Consider the following 23,008-nt stretch of genomic DNA (forward strand, 5'->3'; position numbering starts at 1 on the left):
GCCGCCGCTGGAGCCTGGCTCCCGGCCCCAGAACTGCGCCGGGTTCCGCCCCCAGTGCTCGGTGAGTCGGCACCACCGGCACCCTGCACATGAATGAGAGGAACAGAACAATGAAATGGATGAAACGCTTTATCGTGAAAAAGAACGAACGCGGCCTGCTGCTCGACGAGGGCGATTTTCAGGCGATCCTGGAGCCTGGGCTGTATCCGCGTTTCGACTGGCACGACCGGCTGGCGGTGCAGACCTTCAACCTCAACACCCCGCTGTTCGACCATCCGCTGGCCGGCTACCTGCGCCAGCACCAGCCACAACTGGTCAAACACTACTTCGAGCGCATGGACCTGGGCGAGCACGAACTGGGCCTGCGCTTGGAGGATGGGAAGCTGATGGAACTGCTCGGCCCGGACAGCCGCCGCCTGTACTGGAAAGGCCAGGCCCAGCACACGCTGGAGCGCATCGACCTGACCCAGGGCCGCCGCGTGCCACCCGCCTTGCTGGCGCGGCTGAACCGGCCGGGGTTGGCTGGGCTCGAGCATGTACTGCTGGTCACCGTGCCAGCGTTCCATGTGGGTGTGCTGAAGATCGACGGTGCCGTGGTCGACCTCCTGCAGGCCGGTCAATACGGCTTCTGGCGCTGCGGTAGCCAGGTCGCCGTGGAGACCGTCGATACCCGAGTGCAGGCGCTGGAAGTCAACGGTCAGGAAATCCTCACCCGCGACAAGGTGAGCCTGCGCCTGAACCTGGTCGCCAACTGGCGCTACAGCGATGTGCTGATGGCCCATGCACGCTTCAGCAAACCGGTGGAGCACCTGTACCGTGAGCTGCAACTGGGCCTGCGTGCGGCAGTCGGCACGCGCACCTTGGACGAGTTGCTCGACGACAAGCAGTACATCGACGCGCGCATCGGCGAGCACTTGCAGGCGCTGCTGCCGGACAGCGGCCTGGAGGTCAGCACCCTCGGTGTGCGCGACATCATCCTGCCGGGCGAGATGAAGACCCTGCTGGCGCAAGTGGTGGAAGCGGAGAAGGCGGCCCAGGCCAACGTGATCCGGCGCCGCGAGGAAACCCAGGCGACGCGCTCGCTGCTCAACACCGCCAAGGTGATGGAAGGCAGCCCGACGGCATTGCGCCTGAAGGAACTGGAAACCTTGGAGCGGGTGGCCGAACGTATCGACCGGATCTCCGTGTTCGGTGGTCTGGATCACGTATTGAATGGATTGGTCAGCCTCAAGACCGGCTGAGCGACGACAAGGAACACGACGATGAATCTGTTGGAAGTGGCCGGCGGCAAGCCGATCAAACTGTGGACCGACGGCGTGCCGGTGGATGACGCCGCGCGCCAGCAACTGATGAACACGGCGCGCCTGCCGTTCATCTTCAAGCACCTGGCGGTGATGCCCGACGTGCACGTAGGCAAGGGTTCGACCATCGGCAGTGTGATCCCCACCGTCGGGGCGATCATCCCGGCGGCGGTGGGTGTCGATATCGGCTGCGGCATGATCGCGGCGCGCACGTCGCTGCACGCCCGCGACCTGCCGGACAACCTGCACGGCCTGCGCAGCGCCATCGAGAAAGCGGTGCCCCATGGCAAGACGCACGGGCGTCGCGACCAAGGGGCGTGGGGCGATGTGCCCAGCCAGGCCGACCAGGCGTGGAGCGCGCTGGCGGGGCGCTTCAAGGCGATCACCGACAAGTACCCTCAGCTGGAGAAGACCAATAACCGCCAGCACCTGGGTACCCTGGGCGGCGGCAACCATTTCGTCGAGGTGTGCCTGGACGAAGCCGACCGGGTCTGGTTCATGCTGCACAGCGGCTCGCGCGGGGTGGGCAATGCCATCGGCAGCCTGTTCATCGAGCGCGCCCAGGCCGACATGCGTCAGCACCTGGGCAACTTGCCGGATCGCAACCTGGCGTATTTCGAGGAAGGCAGTCGGTATTTCGCCGACTACGTCGAGGCGGTGGGGTGGGCTCAGGACTTCGCCCGGCACAACCGCGAGCTGATGATGCGCGCCACCGTGGCAGCGACCCGCAGTGTGCTGGGCAGGCCCTTCGAGGCCAGCCTGGAGGCGATCAACTGCCATCACAACTACGTGCAGCGTGAGCAGCATTTCGGCCAGGAGGTGCTGGTGACGCGCAAGGGGGCGGTGTCGGCGCGCCAGGGCGAGCTGGGCATCATTCCCGGCTCCATGGGCGCCAAGAGTTTCATCGTCCGGGGCCTGGGCAATGCCGAGTCGTTCTGCTCGTGCAGCCACGGCGCGGGTCGGGTGCTGAGCCGGACCCAGGCCAAGCAGCGTTTCACCGTCGAAGACCAGCGTCGCGCCACCGCCCATGTGGAGTGCCGCAAGGATGCGGCGGTGATCGACGAAATCCCGATGGCCTACAAGGACATCGATGCGGTCATGAACGCCCAGCGCGAGCTGGTCGAAGTGTTGCACACCCTGCGTCAGGTGGTGTGCGTGAAAGGTTGAGAGGAGCGCCGGCAAGGCGCTCAAGCGAGGAGAGTCACCATGTACGAGCACGATCCCCATCCCCTGTCCGACGCCATGCGTGCGCGGGTGCTCGAAGAACTTCAGCGCATCGAGCGCGAGCATGACGTCACGGTGCTGTACGCCTGCGAATCCGGCAGTCGCGCCTGGGGCTTCGCCTCGCCGGACAGCGACTACGATGTGCGCTTTGTCTACGTTCACCGCGCCGAGTGGTACTTGCGGGTGGACGAGCCGCGCGACGTCATCGAGCGGCCGCTCAGCGATGAGCTGGACGTCAGCGGCTGGGAACTGCGCAAGGCGCTGCGCCTGCTGCGCGGGGCCAACCCGAGCCTGCTCGAATGGCTAGGTTCACCCTTGGTGTATCGTGCCGATGCGCAGGCGCGCGAGCAACTGACGGCGCTGGGGCACGCGTTCTATTCGCCGCGTGCGGTGCGCCATCATTATCTGTCGATGGCGCGCAAGAACCTGCGCGGCTACTTGCTGGGCGACACGGTGCGGCTGAAGAAGTACCTGTACGTGATCCGCCCACTGCTGGCGGTGCGCTGGATCGACCGCGGGCTGGGCATGCCGCCGACGGCCTTCACCACGCTGTTCGAACGCATGGTCGAGGAGCCACCACTGCGCGAGGCGATCGAGCGCCTGCTGGTGCGCAAGCGCCGGGCCGGCGAGGCGCAGCATGGGCCGCGCGATGACGTGCTGCATCAGTTCATCGAGTCCGAGCTGATGCGCGCCGAGGCGGTCGAGGTGGAGCGCGGCGAACGCGGTGACAGCGCCGCGCTGGACCGCTTCCTGCGCGAGACCGTCTGGCGCTGCCAGGGCGGCTAGGGGGTGGGGCTGTTGGCCAGTGATTCCAGCACCGCCGCCAGTGACGCCGGTAGCATCGGTCCGTGCCCCAGGCCCTCGAAGCGCCGGTAGCTCACCTGCAATGCCTGAATCGGCGCCAGCGTGGTGCGCAGTTGCTGCAGCGCGTTTTCGCCGTCGCTGCCCAGCGGCGCACGTGGGTTGGCCGGCTCCTCGCTGCCGCGCATCAGCAGCAGGCGGGGGCGATGGTCCTTGAGGCGCTCGGCCAGGCCGTCAGCTTCGCTGAGGATGACGCCATCACGCCACCAAAGTGACGGGCTGGCGGCGGCGTAGTCGCTGAACATCCCCGGGCGAGTGAACAGCGCGTGCAGCACCGCCAGACCGCCATAAGAGTGTCCCCATAAGGTCTGGTGCCGCGCATCCAGCGCGAGCTGCGCTGCCAGCAGCGGACGCATGCGCTGCTCCAAAAGATCGAGAAAGGCATCGGCGCCGCCACTGGGCTGACCACTCAGCGGGTCGCGCTGCTCGGCAAGACCCGGCACCTGCGGCGTGTAGTCGAAGGTGCGGGCGCTGCGCTCGATGCGCAACTCGCTCTGGTAGCCGATGGCGACCAGCACCGGCGCCTGTCCATCGGCCAGTCGGCGCAGGGCCGGGGCCTGCAAGGCGCTGAGGGCCGCATTGCCATCGAGCATCCACACCACCGGGTAACCGGCGGGCGGCGCTGGGCGCTCGGGTTTGCCGATCCACAGGCGGTAGTGACGCTGGCCATCGGCCGAGTCCAGGTCGAGGGTAGTGAAACGATAGGGCAGGTCGTGGCGTTGCAGCAGGTGAGTGTCGATCGTCTGTTCGGGCGCGGGTTGCGCGAACGCGGCCAGCGGCAGCAGCAGGGCCAGGGCGCAGAAAAACGTGTTCATCAGGCGGTCTCGTCAGGTCGTCCATGGGGGCCGCGCCGGGGCGGCGGCGCGGCGACCGGCCTCAGAACGAGGCGGTGAGGCTGGTGTACAGGGTGCGGCCGGGTTCGTTGTAAGTGGCAGCCCCGGCGCCGTCGATGTTGTTCACACCCTGGGCGTTGCCGGCGCGGAACAGGCGTTTGTCGAACAGGTTGTCGATGCCGGCGGTCAGGCTCAGGTGCTTCGTGATCGCGTAGGTGCCGCTGGCGCCGACCAGCGCATAGGGCGCCACCTGGTCGTTGGACGAGCCGGTCACGCGGTCGCCGTGGTAGTCGAATTTCTTCGGCTTCTGCTTGCCGTACCAGGCCACGCTCAGTTGCAGCGACAGGTCGTCGCTGGCCTGCCAGTCGAGCATCGAATTGAGGGTGTAGGCCGGGGTCACCGAGAGGGTGTCGCCGGTTTCCTTGTTCTTCGACTGGAGCATGTAGGTGAAGTTGTTAGTCCACTTCAACTGCTCGGTCAGTGGCAGGGTCAGCGTGCCTTCCAGACCCTCGACCAGCGCCTTGGGAATGTTCTCCCACTGGTAGATCGCGGCATTGGCGTAGCTGCCGGTGCCGCCGCTGGCGCTGCCGATGCGACCCAGACCGGAGTCGATCTTGTTCTTGTAGTCGTTGCGGAAGTAGGTGATGCCGGCCACCAGGCCGTCGCGCTGGAACTCGATGCCCAGTTCCTTGTTGACGCTGGTTTCGGCTTCGAGCTTGTCGTTGCCTTGCAGGTAGCAACTGGTGCTCTGGCCGTAGCAGCCCTGGCCACGGCTGTAGAGCAGGTAGTCGGGGTTGAGCTGGTACAGGTTCGGCGCTTTGTAGGCGCGGGCGATGCCAGCCTTGAGCGTCAGTTCATCGGTGAGCGCGTGGGACAGGTTCAGCGACGGGCTCCAGTTGTCGCCGACCACGCTGTGATGGTCCAGGCGCAGGGCCGGGGTGAGCATGGTGCCCGGTTGCAGTTCGATGTTGTCCTCGGCGAACAGCGAGAAGATCTGCGCCTGCGAAGTGGTGCTGCGGCCGCTGCTGGCCAGGCCCGCGACGCTGCCGCCTTCGCTGGTGCTCTGGGTGTTGGAGCTGGGGTCGTCGAGCTTCTGCTGGCTCCATTCGCTGCCCAGGGTCAGGGTCTGGTCGCGCCAGGCGTGCAGCGGCAGGTTCAGCTCGCCGTGGGCGGTGAGGCCGCGCAGGGTCGAGGTAGACATGTCGGCGTTGCTGAAAATGCCTTCGGTGCCGCCGGCCAACCCTTCGTTGATGCGGCTGTTGCGGGTCTTGGCATATTGCAGATAGGCCATGCTGGTGCCGAAGTCCCAGTCGCCGCGATGGGTGAGGGCGTAGTTTTCGCGGTACATCAGGTTGGTTTCGTGGCCGAGCAGGCGCTTGACCGTGGCATTGGAGTTGGTGTTCTGGGTGTCGCCGCTGTAGATATTGCCCTGGCGGCTGAAGCCGGCTTCCAGGTCCAGCGTCTGCCGAGGGTCGAGTTTCCAGCTCAGCAGGCCATTGACGTCCTTGTTGCGCACGCCTTCCCGACCGGCAGGCAGGGTGCCGACCTGGTTGCCGCTGCGCGTGGACTGGTGGCCTTCGTTGATGTCCCAGTCGTCGGCATCGGTCTTGGCCACGTTGCCGTACACCCGGTAGCTGAGGGCGTCGGTCAGCGGGCCGTTGAGGCCGAAACTGACGCGCTTGCTGGCGCCTTCCTCGCCGTGCTGCGGGAAGTTCTGATACACGGTCATGTTGCCGTGGGTCTGCTCGCCCGGCTGCTTGGTGATGATGTTGATGACCCCGCCCATGGCACCGGAGCCGTAGCGCGCAGCGGCCGGGCCGCGAATCACCTCGATGCGCTCGACCTGGTCGGCCGGCACCCAGTTGCTGTCGCCACGGGTGTCGCGCTCGCCGCGCCAGCCATAGCGCACGGCGTTGCGGCTGGCCACCGGCTTGCCATCGACCAGGATCAGGGTGTTTTCCGGACCCATGCCACGGATGTCGATCTGGCGGTTGTTGCCGCGTTGACCGCTGGTGGAGTTACCGGTGAGGTTGACGCCGGGCATGGTGCGGATGATCTGCGACAGGTCATTGGCCGGCGGGCGTTTCTTCAGGTCCTCGGCGGTGATCACCGAGACCCCCGGCGCCTGCTTGGTTTCCTCCAGCGCGGTGGCGACGACGGTCTGGGTCTCCAGTTCGATCGGTTCGCTTCCCCCAGGCGGTGTGGCGGCGTGCACCGCACTGGCCAGCAGGTAACTGGAGAGCAGCAGGAAAGGGGCGGGACTGAGCGAGCGGGGCGACATTGGGATCTCCGGCACGGCGGGCTGAATTCAAGAGATCACAGATGGTAATTACTCCTATTTGAGAGTAAAGCGCATTAACTTTCTAAACACTTGTCGCGGCCGGCAGCCGCAGATGCTGGACCAACCCTGGGTGGCCGTTGCTGGCCCACAACGTACCGCCCTGCAGCTCGACGGCACTGCGCGCGATGGCCAGGCCCAGGCCGAAGCCGCTGCCGCTGTCGGGCAGGCGCTGGTAGGGCTGGAAGATGCGTTCCAGCGCGTCGTCCGGCACCCCGCTGCCCTGGTCGCGCAGGCACAGGTGCCAGTGTTCGCCCTCGCGCCAGCCGTCGAGGCACACCCGGCCGCCCAGCGGTGAGTGGCGGATGGCGTTGCGCAGCAGGTTTTCCAAGGCCTGGGCCAGGCTGTCCAGGTGCGCCTGCACCACGCAGTCAGGCCCCAGCGTGCAGGGCAGGCGCTCGGCCGCCCAGCCGCTTTCGAAGCAGGCGTCCTGCACCAGCGCCTCCCATACCGACAGCACCTGCACCGGCGCGGTCGGCACCTGTGGCCGCTCGGTGTCCATCCAGGCCAGATCGAGGGTGTCCTCCAGCAGTTTCTGCATGTCGTCCACTTCCCGCGTCAGGCGCTGGCGCAGTTGCTCGGGGGGCAGTGGGCTGTCATGGGCGATCCGCAGGCGCGCCAGCGGGGTGCGCAGTTCATGGGATAGCGTGCGCAGCAGCAGGCGCTGCTGATCGAGGCTGCGGCGCAGGCGTAGGGCCAGGTGCTCGAAGGCCTGCGCCAGTTCGCCCAGCTCGTCGTGGCGGGTGTGCAGGGCCAGGCCGGGGCTGTCCAGGTTGTCCGCGCGCAGGGCGTCGGCGCGGTCGCGCAGGCGGTTGAGCGGCGCTACCAGGTGCCGGTACAGCAGCAGGCCGAGCAGCAACGCCAGCAGCGCAGGCGCCACGCCATGGGTGATGACGTGGGTCCAGGGTGTCAGGCCGGTGGGCAGCAGGTGCTCGGGCAACTGGATGACCAGACGACCGTCCTGCGGCCGCGTGGGAAAAGCGATGCTGACGTAGGGCAGCTCGTCTTGCAGGCGCCGACTCATGGGCCAGTCGAGCTTGCGCATGAAGGTCAGGCGACTGGCTTCTTCGGCGCTCAGCGGCGTGCTGCCCAGGCTTTGCAGGCGCGGGCCGACGATGGCGACCCAGGTGTCTTCGCGGCGTTGCAGCGCGCGCCGGTACTGCTCCACGCCCTGGGCGCCATCGCGTTGCCAGGCCTGCTCGGCCTGTTCGGCAAAGTGCGCCAGGTAGTCACGTTCGGCTGGGGCGAGAAAGTAGGTGCTGCGCTCCACCGACAGGCCCCAGGTCCATAGAAGCCAGGTCAGCAGCAGGCAAAAGCACACCTGCAGCAGCGCCAGTTTCCACAGCAGCGGATGGCGGCGCATCAGGCGTGGGCCATGTCGATCAGCACGTAGCCCTGGCCGCGCACGGCCTGGATCTGCAAATGCCCGGCACCGATGGCTGCCAGTTTGCGGCGCAGGTTGCACACGTGCACGTCCAGGCCGCGATCCAGGCGCATGTAGGGGCGGTGCAGCACGCTCTGGTACAGAAACGGTTTGCTCAGCGCCTCGCCTGCATGTGCCTTGAGGGTGCTCAGCAGGCGAAACTCCGAGCCGGTCAGCCCGGCCCGCAGGCCGTGGTGAGTGACATCCTGGTCGAGCGGATCGAAGCACAGCGCGCCTTCAGTGAACGCGACAGGTGGGTGTCGGTCGAGGGCGACGCGGCGCAGCAGGGCGTCGACCCGCGCATCCAGTTCGGCGAGGCTGAACGGCTTGGGCAGGTAATCGTCGGCGCCACGGGTGAAGCCGCTGATGCGGTCCTGCTCGGCGCCCAGGGCCGACATCAGCATCACCGGCACGGCCTGGCCACGACGCAGTTCGTCGAGCAGGCTCAGGCCGTCGATGCCGGGCAGCAGGATGTCCAGCAGGATCAGGTCGTACCGACCCGAGGCCAGCGCCTTCAGTGCCTCGGTGCCATTGGCACAGGCCTGCACGCTGAACTGGCGGCGCTGGAAATGCTGCTGCAGGTCGTGGCGCAGGTGGGGGTCGTCTTCGGCGAGCAGGAGCTGGACGGGCACGAGGGTCAGCCTTGGATGGGAATCAGGTGCAGTTGCGAATGATCCCACTTGAGAGGTGCCAGGGCAATGGCCGAGTGATAGCAGGTTGTTGTACCCCAGAACGCAGTTCAGGCCCCTGTGGGAGCCAACTGTCTTTCACCGAGCACCGAGCACCGAGCACCGAGCACCGACCAGCGGTCTTGCTCAACTTCCGGAGGGCTGCACGATCTCGTGGGAGCGGCCTTGCGTCGCGATCGGACCGCGCAGCGGTCCCAGGTTTTCAGCTTCGCCGCTGCCATTGCCGGGACCGCTCTGCGGTCCAATCGCGACGCAAGGCCGCTCCCACAAAGCGCCGTGCAGAAGGCTGGCAATTGAGCCGGGCAGTGGTCTCCATGCAGGCTTTGTGTTCCCAGTGACGCCCAGTTGCTGCCGAGCCAAAGCGCGTCCAGGCGCGTTTAAGATTCGTCTAATGTCTCGTGCGCGCAGCGCAATGCACCATGCACTGGCCTACCGGAAGTGGCAGGCAGTCATCCTTCAACGTAAAGGGCATTGCAATGCATAACTCTGTGAAAAAACTCAGCCTGGCCTTCGGCACCTGCTGCCTGCTGGCCAGCTCGGCGTCGTTCGCCGACGGCGGCCAGATCATCTTCACCGGCTCGGTCACCGACAACGCCTGCACCATCAACACCAGCGACGTCACCAAGTCGGTCAACCTCGATCCGGTGCGCATCGCCGACTTCGCCAACACCGTGGGCGCCAAGGCCAAGCCCAAGCAGTTCTCGCTGACGCTGGACAACTGCAGCCTGCAGACCCGCAACAACGTGGAGATCAAGTTCAGCGGCCAGCCCGACGCACAGGACAACACCTTGCTGGGCCTGAGCGGCGAGAACCAGGTCAAAGGCATCGCCATCCAGATCGACGACGCGCGCACCGGCTCGAAAGTGTCGCTGAACACTGCCACCGAAGACTACGCCCTGCGTAACCAGTCCAACACCTTCGACTTCGTCGCCTCCTACGTGCGCACCGCGCTCGACACCACCACCGGTGAAGGGTCGAATAAGGTCACCACGTCCGGTATCGGCACCGGTCAGGTCAATGCCCTGGCCACCTTCGACGTCACCTACAAGTAAGCCCCTGCGAGGGCCGTGCCTGGCATGGCTCTCGATTCCCGAGGTTCACCCATGCGTAAACGTGTTCTCACCCACCTGGCCTGGCTGTCCCTGCTGTTCGCTGGGGCGTCGCAAGCCGCTGTGACCGTGGGCGCCACCCGGCTGATCTACGACGGCAAGCAGAACGAAGCGAACCTGACGGTCAGCAACCGCGAAGACGATTCGCCCTATCTGGTGCAATCGTGGGTCAGCGGCTACGGCGCGGCGAACGATGCCAGCCTGGACAGTTTCATCGTCACACCACCGCTGTTCCGTCTCGACGCCAACAAGGAAAACATCCTGCGGGTGATTTTTGCCGGTGGCGCCAACGTGCCCCAGGACCGAGAAAGCCTGTTCCTGATGAACGTCAAGGCCATCCCCGCCATGCGTGACGATCAGCGCGACAAGAACGTGCTGCAGATCGCGCTCAAGACCACCATCAAGCTGTTCTACCGTCCCGCCGGGCTGACCGGCTCGGCCAAGGACGCCGTGGCCTCGCTGGCCTGGAGCGCTGCCGGTGGCAACCTGACGGTGGACAATCCTTCCAAGTTTCACGTGGTGGTCAGCGAGCTCAAGGTCAACGACCACACGCTGGATTCGCCCATCGATGTCCTGCGCCCTGGCGAACACCGCGTGCTGCCGGTCAAGGTGCGCAGCGCAGATCGTATCTCGCTCAGCTACATCGACGATTACGGCACCAGTGTCAGCGTGGCGCCCGTCACCTTGAACTAATCACGCCTCGCCGCTCCAGGAACGCCTATGCACACTTCCTCCGCCCTCACGCGCCTTGGCGCGGTGAAGGGGTTCGGCTGCCCGTTGGCCGTGCTTCTGACCCTGCACCTGAGCCCGGCGCACGCAGGCTTCGAGTTCGATCCGACCTTTCTGGAGATCGGTGGCGGGCAGGGCTCGGACCAGTTGAAGCAGCAGATCAGTGCGATCAGCGAAGGCCAGTTGCCGGGCAGCTATCGGGTCGATGTCTCGGTCAATCAGCGTCACGTCGGCAAGCAGGACATCCGTTTCATTCGCAGCACGCAGCCCGAGCAATCGGCGACCGGCCTGTTTCCTTGCCTGGACAGCGATTTCTTCCGAGCCCAAGGGGTTTCCAGCGAAGCGCTGGCCAAGCGCGCGGATGCCGATCCGACCTGTATCGCCTTCGACCAAGGGCTGGCGGGGGTGACCTACGACTACGATTTCAACCAGCAAGCACTGGATGTGCAGATTCCCCAGGCCTATCTCGGTGAAATCCCTTTCGATGTCCGTCGTCGGCAGTGGAGCACTGGGGAGACGGCTGCGTTCACCAGCTACTCGATCTCGCACAGCAGCGTGAATTCGGACGGCGCGCGGCGCCAGGATCAGTTCGCCAGTTTGCGCAGTGGGGTCAATGCCGGTGCCTGGCGGCTGCGCAATTTCTCTACCTTTCGCCGAGGCAGCGGCACGCCGGGGCAGTGGCAGTCTCTGGAAAGCTACGTCCAGCGCGATATGGGCAACCTCATGGCCATCGCCACACTGGGCGATGCGACCACCGAGGGTGACCTGTTCGATGCCTTGCCCTATCGCGGCCTGGGCATCGCCTCGGACCTGGACATGCTGCCCGATGACGCCCGTCAGTTCGCCCCGGTGGTGCGTGGCATCGCCAACGGGCGCTCGCGGGTGATCATTCGCCAGCGTGGCTACGTCATCAAGGAGCAGTGGGTGCCGTCCGGGCCGTTCGCGATCTCCGACCTCTACTCCACAGCCAGCAATGGCGACCTGGAGGTGACGGTCGAGGGCGCCGATGGCCAGGTCCAGGTGTACACCCAGTCGTTCTCCTCGGTGCCCTACATGCTGCGCGAGAAGCAGACCACCTACGCGCTGTACGCGGGCCGCTACCGGGGGGCTTTGTCCGAGGCGGGTGGCGAAGCGCCGACCTTTGGCCAACTGACCGGCCGCCATGGCCTGCGTGGCGGCACCACGGTGTTCGGCGGCGGCTTGTTCAGCGAAAGGTACAGCGCCGGCCTGCTCGGCGTGGCCCATGATTTTGCAGGATTCGGTGCGGTCTCGCTGGACGTCACCCACGCCCGCAGCAGCGACATCGGCCCCGAGAAAGCCACCCGTAGCGGTCAGTCGTATCGCTTTCGCTATTCCAAGTCGGTGGCCCTGACCGATACCAATTTCAGCTTGGTGGGCTATCGCTACTCCACGGGTGGCTATTACTCATTCACCGAGGCACTGAACAGCCGCCGCGATGTGCTCGAGGGTCCGTTCACTGCTGCCGTCGACGATCTGGGTATCGCGGCCTATCGAACGGGGCACCTGAAGAGCAATTTCAGCGCCAACGTGTCCCAGCAGATCGGCCGTTTCGGCAGCCTGTACGCCAACGTATCGAAGTCGGCCTACTGGGATCGCGCGACCGCCGATACCAGCCTGCAATTGGGTTACAACTTCGGAGTCGGCAACGTTTCTTACTCCGTGGCGGTGGGCCTCAATCAAGGCCAGACCACCGACCGTAACCTGACCCTGAGCGTGAGCCTGCCGCTGGGCGGGCCGGGCAGCAGCAGCCGCGTCTCGGCCAGCACCCACCACGCCAGCGGCGGTGTAAACGGGCAGATGGCAACCCTCAGTGGCAATGCCCTGGACGATGATGCGCTGACCTATGGCGTGGGGGTATCACGCCAGGCCAGCGCCGGCCAGAGCCAGCAGGGTGGATCGCTGTCAGCCCAGTACGAGGGCGCCAAGGGCGTGCTGCGTGGGGGGTACACCCAAACCGGCAACAACCAGCAGCTCGACCTGGGCCTGGACGGGTCGGTGGTGGCCTATGCCGACCAGATCATGCTCAGCCAGCCGCTGAGCGAAACCAATGTCATCGTCGCTGCGCCCGATGCCGGCCAGGTGTCGATCACCAACAAGCGCGGCATTCGCACCAACGACAACGGCTATGCGGTGATGCCCTCGGCCATGCCTTATCGCAAGAACCGGATCTCGCTCGACAGCCAGACCATTGCCCAGAACGTCGATATCGAGCAGTTGGTGCAGGAGGTGATCCCCAACCGTGGCGCCTTCGTGGTGGCGAAGTTCGACACACGCAGCGGGCAGCGCATCCTGTTTCGCATTCTCGACGAGCAGGGCACTCCGGCACCTTTCGCCGCCAATGCCGAGCTGCTGAGCGAGGACGGTACTTCGCTGGTCAGCACCCTGGTGGCCGACAACGGCCGGGCGTTCCTGGCCGGTGTGCCGGATCGGGCGCGTTTGCAGATCAGCGTGGGCGGCACGCTCTGGTGCAGCAGCGCGCTGGCGCTCGGCACGCAAGAGTCTTCGACCGGCATCCTGCAGATGGACGTGCGTTGCCAGCGGGTAGCGGCTTCGAACAGTCAGGACACCCACCCATGAACACCGTCATCCCCCGCCTTCTGTTGGCCTCGACACGTTGTGCTGCTGGGCCATCGGTCCTTGAGGAGTCTTCATGAAATTCATCGTTCTTGTGCTGGCCTTGATGAGCGCCAGTGCGCAAGCCGCCGACGTGGTCAATATCACCGTCAGCGGAACCCTGACTCGCCCGCCGTGCACCTTGAGCAGCGGCAACGCACTGACCGCCAGCTTCGGGGACGTGCGAACCGATCAAGTGGCCGAGGCCGAGCCACAGAGCTTGAACATCCAGCTCAGTTGCCCGAGCGGCTCTTCGTTGACTGTCGGCTTCGCCGCCACGCTAGGCACCTACAGCGCAACGGTCGCCAAAACGTCGGCGAACAATCTGGGGGTATCGCTGCTGTGGGCCAACGACAACTCGACGGCCAACCTGCAGGGTACGCTCAAAAGCTACAGCAATCTGTCCGGGACCGTGGGCTTGGGGCTCAAGGCCAAGCTGGTCCAGCAGGGCACGTTGGCGCCCGGACAGTTCACGTCCGCGCTGGTCATGACGATCAATTACCTATGAATGCTTTGTTAATCCTGATCCTGGCGCTGTGGAGCACGGTTGCACTCGCGCAGCCCGCCAGCACGGTGCAACTGGACGTCAATGGACGGTTGATCGAACCGGCCTGCCGCCTACAGTTCAACACCTCGATGGAAGTCGAGCTCGGCAGCGCCAATATCAATCAGCTCAAGGACGATACGGTGCCGGTGACCGAGGTCCCGCTGTCGTTCGACTGCCGGATAGGCAGCCGTGTGAGCCTGGCCTTGACAGCCGCGTCGGGTCGTTTCGACGAAGTCACACTGCTGACCAATCGACCTGGGCTTGGGTTACGCCTGATCGGCGAAGGCAGTCAGCCGAGACTGGTCTTGGGTCAGCCGCATCTGTGGACGGTGGGAGAAACGCCGCTGGTGGTTTCGCTGCGGGTCAAACCCGTGGCACTGGAGACGCTGCCCGAAGCCGGCACGTTCACCGCCACGCTGCTGATGCAGATTATCTATCTTTAATCAGTGGAACTGCCGGGCCTCGATGCAGTAGGTCAACAGCGCTTGGTCGCTGTCGACCTCCAGCTTGCGCATGGCCGAGACTTTCTGTGCACTGACGGTCTTGTTGCTGCGGCACAGTTGGCGAGCAATGTCGCTGACGGTCATGCCGGTCACGAACAGGCGCAGCACTTCCAGCTCGCGCGGCGACAGACTCTCGAAACGATCGCCCACCTGACCGCTGCTGCCCATGACCGAGCGGGCCTCGGCGCTGGGGCTCTGGTAGGGACGCCGTCTGCTCAGGGCCGTCAAGGCTTTCTCGATCTCCTGATGCAGGTGGTTCTTCTGGATCACGCCGGCCACGCCCAGCTCTTGCAGGCGTGACAGGATCAGGCTGTTGGAAATCATGGTCAGCACCAGGACCTGCGTCTGCGGGAAATTGCGCAGCACGTACTCGATGAGTTTCAGCCCATCGCCGTAGGTGGCGTCGCCCGGCATGTTGAAATCGGTGATCAGCAATTGCGGGCGATGCGTGCGCAGTTGCTCGATCAGTTCGCTGGAACTGACCGCCTCGCCCACCACGGTGTAGCGTCCGTCGCGTTGGACGATTTCGCGCACGCCCAGCAGAACGATGGGATGGTCGTCGGCAATGACGACATTCAATTCAGTCATGTGTGGGCTCTCTTGAGAGGTTCGATGGGCATCAGCGGGGTTCTTCGTTCAGGCACTGGGCTACCGCAGCCAGGCGTGTGCACAAGGCCCTGATGCGCTGGACGATGGCGGTGGTCATCGGACCTTCGTGCAGGGCGTTCTCCAGCTCGTGGCCTAGCGCATGCAGGGTTTGCGCATGCACGCTCGCCAGCGCACCGCTGAGGCTGTGCAGGCGCTGACGTACGGCCAGGGCGTCCATGTCCACCAGGCCCTGTTCGATCTGCGCGATGTCCGCGAGCAAGGTCTGCGCCATCAGCTCGCGCATGGCCGGCGACAACTCGATCCAGCCTTCGCGGTCGGTCTGCGGGGTGCAGGCAGGTTTCAGTGCAGGAGCGGGCAGGCCGTTGGCTTTGCGGCAATGCGACATCAATGCCTGACGCAGCATGCCCAGGCTCAAGGGCTTGACCACCCAGGCACTCATGCCCATGGCCAGGCAGCGCTGGCCCTCTTCGCGCAGGGCGTTGGCGGTGACGCCGATGATCGGCACGTCCACACCCTGCTGGCGCAGGGCTTGCGCCAGTTCGTAACCATTGAGCCGCGGCATGTTGATGTCGGTGATGACCAGGTCGAACGGTTGGGTGTTCCACAGTTGCAAGGCGTGCTGGCCGTCGCGTGCCACGGTCGGGTGCGCGCCGAGCGCCTCGAGTTGCTCGCGCAGCACTGCCTGGCTCACCGGATTGTCCTCGGCCACCAGTACGCGCACGTTCAGGCAGGGTGCGTCCAGGCACGACGGCACCAGCGAGGTTGGGGCCATCGCCGGTGGCGCATCGACCACCGGCAGCGTGATCAGCAGGGAGAAACTGCTGCCCAGGCCAGGCTCGCTGACCACGCGCATACTGCCGCCCATGAGTTCGCTCAGGCGCTTGCAGATCGACAGCCCCAGGCCGGCGCCATTGCCATCCTGGCCCGCCGCCACTTGGTAGAAGGGGCGGAACAATTGCTCCAGGGCTTTTTCCGGGATGCCGACACCGGTATCGGTCACCTGCCACTGCAACGAGACTTCAGTTTCGGTGCGCTGCACAACGCTCAAGCGCAGGCGTACGCGGCCCGAGTCGGTGAACTTGATGGCATTGCCCAGCAGGTTGTGCAGGATCTGTCGCACCCGCCCGGCGTCGCCCAGGATCTGCGCAGGCACCTGCGGGTCGATTTCCGATTCGATGTCCAGGCCCTTGTTGCGGGCGGTCGCGGTAAAGGCGACCACCGCGTCCTCGACCAGTTGCACCGGCGCGAACGGGGCCTCTTCGAGCGGCATCTGGCCAGACTCGATCTTCGACACGTCCAGCACGTTGCTGATGAGTTGAAACAGCACCGTGGAGGAGCCCTGGATGATTTCCAGATAGTGGCGCTGACGCTCGCTCATCTCGGTGAGCGAGAGCAGTTCCAGGTTACCCAGCACGCCGTACAGCGGTGTGCGGATCTCATGGCTCATGGTCGCGAGGAACACGGTCTTGGCTTCGTTGGCGGCGGTGGCGCGGCGGTGCGCCTGGTTGAGCATCAGGGTTTCGTCCACATGGCGAGTGATGTCGTTGCACCCGCAGAGGAACACATCCTGGCCTTCATAACGGGTGGCGACGAACACCACCTGCAGGTAGCGACCTTCCACCAGCAGGCACATTTCGCCGGGCGCCTGGTCGCCGTCGTAGCCTTCGAGCAATTGCGTGAGCGCGGGCGTCGCACCCAGTTGCACGGCGCGCTGGTTGTCCAGCAGCACCTGGTGATCGCTGCGCCGCATCACGCACAGCCCGACGGGCGCGTTGTGCAGCATGATGCGGTTGAACGCCTGGTTCTCGAACAGGCGATCCTGGGCGCGTTGCGCCGGGACGACGATGCGCGATTTGTACCAGTGGTTGATCCACATGCCCACCAGGATGGCAGCGATGACCGTCAGCATGAGTCCCAGCAAGGGCCACTTGGCGTAGCGCAGGAAGTCCTGGTAGGTGATGGCGTACAACCCGGTCCAGCGATCGCCGTGGGGCGCGACCATCTTGAAGCGCAGGCCGTGGCGGTTGAAGCTCAGGCCCTGGGGCGCCGGATCGTCGGCACCCAGTGCGCCCAGCACCACTTCGCCTTCGGGCGAGACCAGGGTGAACTGGTTGTACACCGACAGGCGCAACACCCGCTCGAACTCGTCCACCTGGGCCGTATCCACCACCGCGGCGAGGGTCAGCAGACCTTGCCCCTTGCCGGCCGGAAGCAGCGCGCCAGCGGCGTGCAGGCCGATCATCGCCACGATGCTGGGCCGATCCTGGTACAGCCGCAGCGGCGCCCGGACCCAGCGCACGCGGTGATCGGTGAGCAGGTTCTGGGCGGTGCGCAGGCGTTCGAGTCGGCCGACCACGGTGGCGTATTCTTCCGGCGGCAAGGGCAGGTGCTGGCGCGGATCGTCCGTGGCCGGGATGGCCAGGCTGGCATCGCCGTCCGGGGTCAGCACGAACAGTTGCGGTGAGGCATAGAACGAGCTGGCCCAGAAGCCGCCGTAGTAGTCGGTCATCTGCACACCGAGGGCCAATGCGCGGTTCTCGTCGTCTTTGCTGAAACCGGCGCCATGGGCCAGTGAGAAGGGCATCGACAGCTCGAAGCCTCTGGCCTTGAGCATCACCTGTTCACCGATGGGCGTCGTCTGCATGACCGTGACCGACTGCACCGAGCGCAGCGGGCCTTGCGTGCTGCTGCGGTACCCGGTGGCGACGTTGCGCAGGAACGTCTCGTGTTCATGGATGATTTCCAGCACACGGGCGAAATGGAATTCGACGCGTTGCTGCTCGGCTTCGAGCAGTCGGGTGACGGCCCAATAGCAGGTGCTCGACATCACCAGCAGCAGACCGGTCAGCAGCAAAAGGGCCTTGTTCAGGCGTTCGGAGCTCAGCGCCAGTTTGTCCAGGCGCAGGCTGGCATGTTTCATGTTTCGCACTCGGCCAGAAATAGGGTGGAAAGGTGCACACAGGTGCGCCCGTTTCGAACTACCCCTAAAAGGGCTGCATTTCCTTTTGCTGAAACGTTTGACTTCATCAGTCTACAGAAGTGCTGGCCGAGGGCCATCCTCTCGTAGCAGGGCGGCTAGGTCGTTGCGTGGTACAGCCGGTGAAATGATGAAGCCTTGCACTTGGTCGCATTGAACACGGCGCAGTACCGCAAGCTCGGCTTGGGTTTCGGCGCCCTCGGCCACGGTGGTCAAGCCCAGTTTGCGACCCAGTTCGGTAATGCTGAGCAAGGCCGATGCCAATCCGTCGTTTTCGCCACAGCCCAGCACCAGGGAGCGATCGATCTTGAGTTCCGTGAAGGGCGTGGACACCAGGTTGAAGTACGAGCTGTAGCCCTTGCCGAAATCGTCCTGGGCCAGGCCGAAGCCCATCAGCCGCAGCCGACACGCTCCAGCGTAGTAGTTGCTGGACAACTGCGTGGTGGAGCTTTCGGTCAGCTCGAAGGTGATCTGCCTGGGATCGGCCTGATTGACGCGGACCTGCGCCAGCAACTGATCCACCAGGTCGGGCTGATCGAGCAGATGGGTCGGCAGGTTGATCGAGACCGGCAGCGAATGGCCCATCCGCGCCCACTGCGCCTGTGCGCCCAGGGTCTGTCCGAGGATGCTGGTGAGCAACTCGATCTCCAACTCGACGTTTTCGATCTCGTCCAGGAACGCCCCCGGCATCAGCAGCCCTTCGGCCGGATGTACCCAGCGGGCCAGGGCTTCTGCACCGACGATCCGGCCATCGCGCAGTGACTTCTTGGGCTGGTACCAGGCCTGTATTTCGCCATTTTCCAAGGCTTTGATCAGGGTGCTGCGTGCCCGACAGCCACGGGGTCTGCGACTGAAGGTGCGGGCCTGTTCGGTGAGGTCGTCGAGGCGTTCGCGCAGGTTGATCACCTCTGCCTCGCGCACCGGCTTGGAGATCAGGCCCGCCACCTTCAGCCCCAGGTTCTTGGCGACCTGTCCCGAGCCCAGCAGCATGCGGCGTGATGCGGCGGTCATCAGCGCCAGCGCTGGCGGTCGGTGCAACTGGGCCAGTTGCTGGATCAATTGCACGCCGTCCATTTGCGGCATCATCAAATCGCTCAACAGCAGGTCGTAGTGGCTGCGGGACAGGCGCTGCAAGGCGGTTGCGCCGTCCCAGACCAATTCGACCTCGAAGCCGCCTGCGGCCTGGAACACCGTGGTCAGGTACTGATGCTGGAAGGGATGGTCCTCGACAATGAGCACGCGGTAGACATTCACTGCAGGCTATCTCTGATAAGGCTGCAGGCACTGGTACAGAGCGTGCAGCGTGAAGGGTTTGATCAGAAAGTGGTCCATGCCGGCACCCAGGCAGCGCTCGGCTTCGTCGAGCATGGCGTTGGCGGTCGCGCCGACGATCGGTACGCCGCAGCCTTGCTGGCGCAGTCGCTCGGTGAGTTGGTAGCCGTTCATCCGCGGCATGTTGACGTCCGTCAGCACCAGGTCGAAATCGGCGTCCTGCCACAGCGCCAAGGCTTCGACGCCATCGCAGGCGAGTACCACCGTGCAGCCGAGTTCTTCGAGCTGATCGCGCAGGATCAATTGGTTGATGACGTTATCCTCGGCCACCAGCAGGTGCAGGTTCAGTTTGCTCGCCTCGAGCTGGGCGTGTATCACCGGTTCGCCTTGCAGTTCCACGCCCAATGCCTGGCGCACCGCGCGGTTGAGCAGGTGCAGGTTGTTCAGCCCGATGTGCAGGGTGCGCTCGGCGATCGGTACGATGCCGTGCCCGTCCTGGGAAACCAGGATGCGCTGGCCAGGCCAGTCAGTCCTCAGCGCGCTGTCGGCCTGCCCGGGACAGAGTTCGATCAAGAGGGCGTCGACATCCAGTTGCCCCGCGTCCTGGCCGATCAACTGCGCACGCGCGCCCCACCGGCGCAGCCACCCGGCCGTGTGTTCGGCCAGTTCATGCACGGGCGACTGCACATAGATACGCTCGTTCGGCAACGGGCTCGCCCAATGAAGGTCGTTCTGGGTGCTCACCTGCTCGAGCGGCAGGCTGAAGGCGAAACTGCTGCCCAGGCCAGGCTCGCTGAACACCCGCAGCGCGCCGTTCATCAAGTGCACCAGGCGCTTGCAGATGGACAGGCCCAGGCCAGTGCCCGCTACCAGGTTGGCGTTCGGGCTGCTCTGGAAGAAGGGCTCGAACAGGTGGCGTTGGTCCGCAGCGGGAATGCCTTTGCCGGTATCGACCACCTGCCACTGCAACATGGCCCGTTCCCCCTCGCGACACGCCAGTTGCAGGCGCACGACGATGCGTCCGGTCTCGGTGAACTTGACCGCATTGCTCAGCAGGTTGCCGAGAATCTGCCGAATGCGGATGACGTCGCCCAGCACCAGGTCGGGCAGTTGCGGGTCGATGCAGGCGAACAGTTGCAGGCCCTTGCCTTGCGCTGCGCCGGTGTAGCCCTGGATCACGTCCTGGGTGAGTTCCAGCGGTGAAAAGGTGCTCATTTCCAGTGCCAGTTGGCCGGCTTCGATCTTCGACACGTCCAGCACATCGCAGATCAACTGCAGCAAGGTGGCCGACGAGCCTTCGATGGCGGTGAGGTAGCCGCGCTGCTGGGCATCGAGTTGGGTCCGCGCGAGCAGTTCGAGCGTTGCCAGCACGCCATACAACGGGGTACGGATTTCATGGCTCATGGTCGCCAGGAACAGGGTCTTGGCCTCGTTGGCCGCGTCGGCCAGGGTCCTGGCCTGCTGCAAGGCGATTTCGGCGGTCTTGCGCTCGGTAATGTCGCTGAAGGCGCAGATCAACACGTCTTCGCGCTGGTAGCGGGTGGGGGCGTAGCTCAGGTAAAGGTGGCGACCGTCGGCCATTTGCAGTTCGTCGGTAGCGCTGCGTTGCGCCTCGACACTGAACGCGCGGTCGATCCAGCGATGGCACAGGCGAGTACGCTCATCGCCCATGGCCAGCCATTGGGCCGACAGCGGGTTCTCCAGGACCACCGCACCGTCGCTGCGGCGCAGCACGCACAGGGCGACGGGAGCAATACGGATCACGGCGCTGCAGAACGCCTCGCTTTCCACCAGCGCGTCGATGCGCGCGGCGGCCGGGACGATCATCCGCTGATCGATCTGCCTGACTAGCCACAGCAGGCAGACTGTGGCCAGCAGGCAAATGAGCAGCGCCACCGACACGGGCACGGCCAGGGCGGGAAGCAGCGAAACCAGTTGCAGGCTATAGACGATCTGCCAGTTGGAGTAGTCCAGGTGCTTGCGGATGGTCAGCCGCTCCGGCAGCCAGTGTTCGCCTTCCCAGCCGAAACTGGCACTGGTCGGTACGCGTTGCATCTGCCCGTCCTGGCCAGGGGGCAAGGGGGTGTTGCTGAGGATCAGGTGGCCATTGGCGTCCAGCAGTTTGAAATCGCCCGCCTGCTCGTGCTCGAGGGCCTTGACCAGATTGGGGCCATCGACCTCCAGACCCAGCCAGCCGGAGGTGACGTTGCGTTCGTCCATGCGGATGAAGATGTACAGCGGCGAGTCCAGGCGGCCTGGATCGGTCAGCCACAACTCGTCCTGCGGCGCCTCACTGTCGTTGACCGAGCGCACGCGCTCCAGGACGCGCGGCGGCAGGTCGGTGCTGTGCTCGGTGGTGGTGAACAAGCGTTGCACCGGCGCCTGCGCAGGCTGCGGCACGTAGATCAGGTTCACCTGATTGGCCCGCAGGTAGTCGAGCATGCGGCGGGTCAGCCACAGGCTCCAGATCTCGTGGCGCTGGCCGAGGATGATATGGATTTCCTCCTCCGGCACGTTGTTGGCCTCGGCGGCCGACAGCGTCGGTTGCCTGACCGTGGACAATCCCAGCCCTTTGAGTAATGTCTGGCGGCTGACGAAGAAACCCTGAGCCTGGAAGATGGCCTCGTTCATGTAGCTGCGGCGCGAGGATATCTCCTGGTTCAGGGTCACGCGCAGGTAGCCGTAGGCACCGATATAGACGCCCGCTATCAGGCTGAAGGCGAACAGGCGCAGGAGTTTGCGCGCGGCCTGGGGGGTCGAGAGCGTGGAGTGGGCGGTGGGAATGAGATGGGCGAGTTTCATCGGCGCCAGCCTAGTCATCGCCTGTCGTCATCTGAATAGGACGGATCTCAAACGCCGGGTGAGGGCCGTGGACCGGAGAGTGCCACGGCGCCATCGACTGTCGCGCGGTGAATCAGAGCACGGTCTGGGTCACCAGGTAGCGGCCTTGGGTGATCAGGTGACCCGCCGCATCTTCCAGCACGTAGGTGTGTTCACCTTGACCGGATGTCTGCACTGGCGTCATCGACCGCACCCGCACTGGGGACGTCACTGCACCGAGCAGGGGCTGGACGCTGAGCGTGCGCGACACGGCATTGAGCGGACAGGACTCGGACAGTCCGGCGCCAGCATGGGTGGAAAGCGTGCACTGGCTGCCGATGACGGCACCGGTGAAGCGGATGGTGCCTTGCATCGGCGCTTCCACGGCAGCCTGGCAAGCGGTAGAAAGCGCCAGTGACAACAGCGCTGCAACATAGGGTCCTTTCATGATTGCGTTCCGGTTCGAGGTGGCAATCTCTGTATCGGCCAATGCCCATTTTCATTGAGGCTGAATCGATTATTCCGACCGGTGGTTGCGCTCGGCCTGGCGGGCAATCGAGTTGGCCGCCAGGAGGCTTTTGAGATCGGTCTGATTGGCCGCTTTGGCGACTCTCCCTACGCTTTGCATCGTCGCCAACCGTCCCGTGGGCTGTTGATCTGAGCGGCACGCCGGATGTGCTGAATGTCGATTCGAGGTGGCCTTCGATCGCGCAGCGCAGACGTCCGGCAAGCAAGTACCGTACGGCGCCCTTTAAGGGGGGCCGTCGGTGTCGACTCTTTCACTCAGGTATCGCGGGCAATGAAGGCACTTTTGTTGTGTTTGGCTATGGCTTGGGCGCTCTGCGGATGCGGCACCGTCAATACGGTGTTGAGCTCCGACGCGCATGCAAGCAGTGCGTTGAGAAAAGCCCAGACTCGGTGTGAATCCCTTGCGCGTGTTTACAGCGGTATCGCCTATGACCTGTGCCTGTTGCACGGCCCGCCGCAACTGGTCGAGCGCGACCCTGCGGCGCCGGCTCTGATGCCCCTCCAGTTACTCGACTTCATACCCTCTGGGATTCTGGACACCGTCGTGCTGCCCTACACGATTTATCTACAAGGCACGCAAGGCAGTCTGGATATCTGACGGTCGATGACGC

At 64.8% G+C, this 23,008-nt stretch carries 18 protein-coding genes; 9 read left to right on the forward strand and 9 right to left on the reverse strand.

Translation table 11 applies throughout. The features are described from left to right. The first annotated feature begins 110 nt into the window (after positions 1 to 110). The 3 genes from ACK2SD_RS03270 to ACK2SD_RS03280 are packed head-to-tail and all read left to right on the forward strand — an operon-like array spanning position 111 to position 3,311. Positions 111 to 1,241 carry a slipin family protein gene (locus ACK2SD_RS03270; protein ID WP_412461327.1) on the forward strand — a complete coding sequence of 377 codons (1,131 nt, stop codon included), beginning with the start codon at positions 111 to 113 and terminating at the stop codon, positions 1,239 to 1,241. Positions 1,242 to 1,262: 21 nt separating this feature from the next. Next, entirely contained in the window at positions 1,263 to 2,468 is a 1,206-nt protein-coding gene (locus tag ACK2SD_RS03275) for an RtcB family protein (protein WP_412461328.1), read from the forward strand. 39 nt (positions 2,469 to 2,507) lie between these two features. Continuing rightward, positions 2,508 to 3,311: a nucleotidyltransferase domain-containing protein gene (locus ACK2SD_RS03280; protein WP_412461329.1), complete on the forward strand. Its 804-nt coding sequence runs from the start codon at positions 2,508 to 2,510 to the stop codon at positions 3,309 to 3,311. On the opposite strand, the gene ACK2SD_RS03285 is transcribed toward ACK2SD_RS03280, so the two are convergent. From ACK2SD_RS03285 to ACK2SD_RS03300, 4 genes are all read right to left on the reverse strand, one after another. Continuing rightward, positions 3,308 to 4,201, reverse strand: coding sequence for an alpha/beta hydrolase (locus tag ACK2SD_RS03285; RefSeq protein WP_412461330.1), 894 nt, complete (start codon positions 4,199 to 4,201; stop codon positions 3,308 to 3,310). The genes ACK2SD_RS03280 and ACK2SD_RS03285 overlap by 4 nt on opposite strands. Positions 4,202 to 4,262: 61 nt before the next feature. Beyond that, positions 4,263 to 6,500, reverse strand: coding sequence for a TonB-dependent siderophore receptor (locus ACK2SD_RS03290; RefSeq protein ID WP_412461331.1), 2,238 nt, complete (start codon positions 6,498 to 6,500; stop codon positions 4,263 to 4,265). An 82-nt stretch (positions 6,501 to 6,582) separates the two neighbouring features. Continuing rightward, positions 6,583 to 7,920 carry a histidine kinase sensor domain-containing protein gene (locus ACK2SD_RS03295; RefSeq protein ID WP_412461332.1) on the reverse strand — a complete coding sequence of 446 codons (1,338 nt, stop codon included), beginning with the start codon at positions 7,918 to 7,920 and terminating at the stop codon, positions 6,583 to 6,585. After that, positions 7,920 to 8,612 carry a response regulator transcription factor gene (locus ACK2SD_RS03300; RefSeq protein WP_116889424.1) on the reverse strand — a complete coding sequence of 231 codons (693 nt, stop codon included), beginning with the start codon at positions 8,610 to 8,612 and terminating at the stop codon, positions 7,920 to 7,922. Before ACK2SD_RS03300 ends, ACK2SD_RS03295 begins: the two co-directional genes overlap by 1 nt. 533 nt (positions 8,613 to 9,145) lie before the next feature. On the opposite strand from ACK2SD_RS03300, the gene ACK2SD_RS03305 reads away from it, so the two are divergent. The 5 genes from ACK2SD_RS03305 to ACK2SD_RS03325 all read left to right on the forward strand — a co-directional run bounded on the left by ACK2SD_RS03305 (position 9,146) and on the right by ACK2SD_RS03325 (position 14,131). After that, the gene (locus ACK2SD_RS03305; protein ID WP_412461333.1) at positions 9,146 to 9,721 is read left to right on the forward strand and encodes a fimbrial protein; all 576 of its coding nucleotides are present in this window, start codon (positions 9,146 to 9,148) and stop codon (positions 9,719 to 9,721) included. 51 nt (positions 9,722 to 9,772) lie between these two features. Then, complete coding sequence (locus tag ACK2SD_RS03310; RefSeq protein WP_116889422.1) at positions 9,773 to 10,471, forward strand: molecular chaperone; 699 nt, start codon at positions 9,773 to 9,775, stop codon at positions 10,469 to 10,471. A gap of 27 nt (positions 10,472 to 10,498) precedes the next feature. After that, positions 10,499 to 13,105, forward strand: coding sequence for a fimbria/pilus outer membrane usher protein (locus ACK2SD_RS03315; protein WP_412461334.1), 2,607 nt, complete (start codon positions 10,499 to 10,501; stop codon positions 13,103 to 13,105). A gap of 73 nt (positions 13,106 to 13,178) precedes the next feature. Beyond that, positions 13,179 to 13,649 carry a fimbrial protein gene (locus tag ACK2SD_RS03320; RefSeq protein WP_412461335.1) on the forward strand — a complete coding sequence of 157 codons (471 nt, stop codon included), beginning with the start codon at positions 13,179 to 13,181 and terminating at the stop codon, positions 13,647 to 13,649. Next, positions 13,646 to 14,131 carry a fimbrial protein gene (locus ACK2SD_RS03325; RefSeq protein ID WP_412461336.1) on the forward strand — a complete coding sequence of 162 codons (486 nt, stop codon included), beginning with the start codon at positions 13,646 to 13,648 and terminating at the stop codon, positions 14,129 to 14,131. The genes ACK2SD_RS03320 and ACK2SD_RS03325 overlap by 4 nt, the downstream gene beginning before the upstream one ends. On the opposite strand, the gene ACK2SD_RS03330 is transcribed toward ACK2SD_RS03325, so the two are convergent. From ACK2SD_RS03330 to ACK2SD_RS03350, 5 genes are all read right to left on the reverse strand, one after another. Then, positions 14,132 to 14,779, reverse strand: a complete 648-nt coding sequence (locus ACK2SD_RS03330; RefSeq protein ID WP_412461337.1) for a response regulator — start codon at positions 14,777 to 14,779, stop codon at positions 14,132 to 14,134. It abuts the gene before it with no gap. A gap of 31 nt (positions 14,780 to 14,810) precedes the next feature. Next, complete coding sequence (locus ACK2SD_RS03335; RefSeq protein WP_412461338.1) at positions 14,811 to 17,720, reverse strand: ATP-binding protein; 2,910 nt, start codon at positions 17,718 to 17,720, stop codon at positions 14,811 to 14,813. 111 nt (positions 17,721 to 17,831) lie between these two features. Continuing rightward, positions 17,832 to 19,031 carry an EAL domain-containing protein gene (locus ACK2SD_RS03340; RefSeq protein WP_412461339.1) on the reverse strand — a complete coding sequence of 400 codons (1,200 nt, stop codon included), beginning with the start codon at positions 19,029 to 19,031 and terminating at the stop codon, positions 17,832 to 17,834. A gap of 6 nt (positions 19,032 to 19,037) precedes the next feature. Further along, positions 19,038 to 21,851 carry an ATP-binding protein gene (locus ACK2SD_RS03345; RefSeq protein WP_412461340.1) on the reverse strand — a complete coding sequence of 938 codons (2,814 nt, stop codon included), beginning with the start codon at positions 21,849 to 21,851 and terminating at the stop codon, positions 19,038 to 19,040. A gap of 112 nt (positions 21,852 to 21,963) precedes the next feature. Next, positions 21,964 to 22,317, reverse strand: a complete 354-nt coding sequence (locus tag ACK2SD_RS03350; RefSeq protein ID WP_162889569.1) for a hypothetical protein — start codon at positions 22,315 to 22,317, stop codon at positions 21,964 to 21,966. Between the two features lie 351 nt (positions 22,318 to 22,668). Here ACK2SD_RS03350 and ACK2SD_RS03355 point away from each other — a divergent pair, with 351 nt between their 5' ends. Further along, the gene (locus tag ACK2SD_RS03355; protein ID WP_412461341.1) at positions 22,669 to 22,995 is read left to right on the forward strand and encodes a YceK/YidQ family lipoprotein; all 327 of its coding nucleotides are present in this window, start codon (positions 22,669 to 22,671) and stop codon (positions 22,993 to 22,995) included. Positions 22,996 to 23,008 lie beyond the last annotated feature (13 nt).

Origin of the sequence: Pseudomonas sp. SC11 (assembly GCF_047039205.1) — a bacterium.
Classification (GTDB): Bacteria; Pseudomonadota; Gammaproteobacteria; order Pseudomonadales; family Pseudomonadaceae; genus Aquipseudomonas; species Aquipseudomonas boreofloridensis.

Bases quoted from the DNA above. Each gene is read 5' to 3' on its own strand.
- ACK2SD_RS03270 (WP_412461327.1), top strand. From the start codon at position 111: ATGAAATGGATGAAACGCTTTATCGTGAAAAAGAACGAACGCGGCCTG.
- ACK2SD_RS03275 (WP_412461328.1), top strand. From the start codon at position 1,263: ATGAATCTGTTGGAAGTGGCCGGCGGCAAGCCGATCAAACTGTGGACC.
- ACK2SD_RS03280 (WP_412461329.1), top strand. From the start codon at position 2,508: ATGTACGAGCACGATCCCCATCCCCTGTCCGACGCCATGCGTGCGCGG.
- ACK2SD_RS03285 (WP_412461330.1), bottom strand. From the start codon at position 4,201: ATGAACACGTTTTTCTGCGCCCTGGCCCTGCTGCTGCCGCTGGCCGCG.
- ACK2SD_RS03290 (WP_412461331.1), bottom strand. From the start codon at position 6,500: ATGTCGCCCCGCTCGCTCAGTCCCGCCCCTTTCCTGCTGCTCTCCAGT.
- ACK2SD_RS03295 (WP_412461332.1), bottom strand. From the start codon at position 7,920: ATGCGCCGCCATCCGCTGCTGTGGAAACTGGCGCTGCTGCAGGTGTGC.
- ACK2SD_RS03305 (WP_412461333.1), top strand. From the start codon at position 9,146: ATGCATAACTCTGTGAAAAAACTCAGCCTGGCCTTCGGCACCTGCTGC.
- ACK2SD_RS03310 (WP_116889422.1), top strand. From the start codon at position 9,773: ATGCGTAAACGTGTTCTCACCCACCTGGCCTGGCTGTCCCTGCTGTTC.
- ACK2SD_RS03315 (WP_412461334.1), top strand. From the start codon at position 10,499: ATGCACACTTCCTCCGCCCTCACGCGCCTTGGCGCGGTGAAGGGGTTC.
- ACK2SD_RS03320 (WP_412461335.1), top strand. From the start codon at position 13,179: ATGAAATTCATCGTTCTTGTGCTGGCCTTGATGAGCGCCAGTGCGCAA.
- ACK2SD_RS03325 (WP_412461336.1), top strand. From the start codon at position 13,646: ATGAATGCTTTGTTAATCCTGATCCTGGCGCTGTGGAGCACGGTTGCA.
- ACK2SD_RS03330 (WP_412461337.1), bottom strand. From the start codon at position 14,779: ATGACTGAATTGAATGTCGTCATTGCCGACGACCATCCCATCGTTCTG.
- ACK2SD_RS03335 (WP_412461338.1), bottom strand. From the start codon at position 17,720: ATGAAACATGCCAGCCTGCGCCTGGACAAACTGGCGCTGAGCTCCGAA.
- ACK2SD_RS03345 (WP_412461340.1), bottom strand. From the start codon at position 21,851: ATGAAACTCGCCCATCTCATTCCCACCGCCCACTCCACGCTCTCGACC.
- ACK2SD_RS03350 (WP_162889569.1), bottom strand. From the start codon at position 22,317: ATGAAAGGACCCTATGTTGCAGCGCTGTTGTCACTGGCGCTTTCTACC.
- ACK2SD_RS03355 (WP_412461341.1), top strand. From the start codon at position 22,669: ATGAAGGCACTTTTGTTGTGTTTGGCTATGGCTTGGGCGCTCTGCGGA.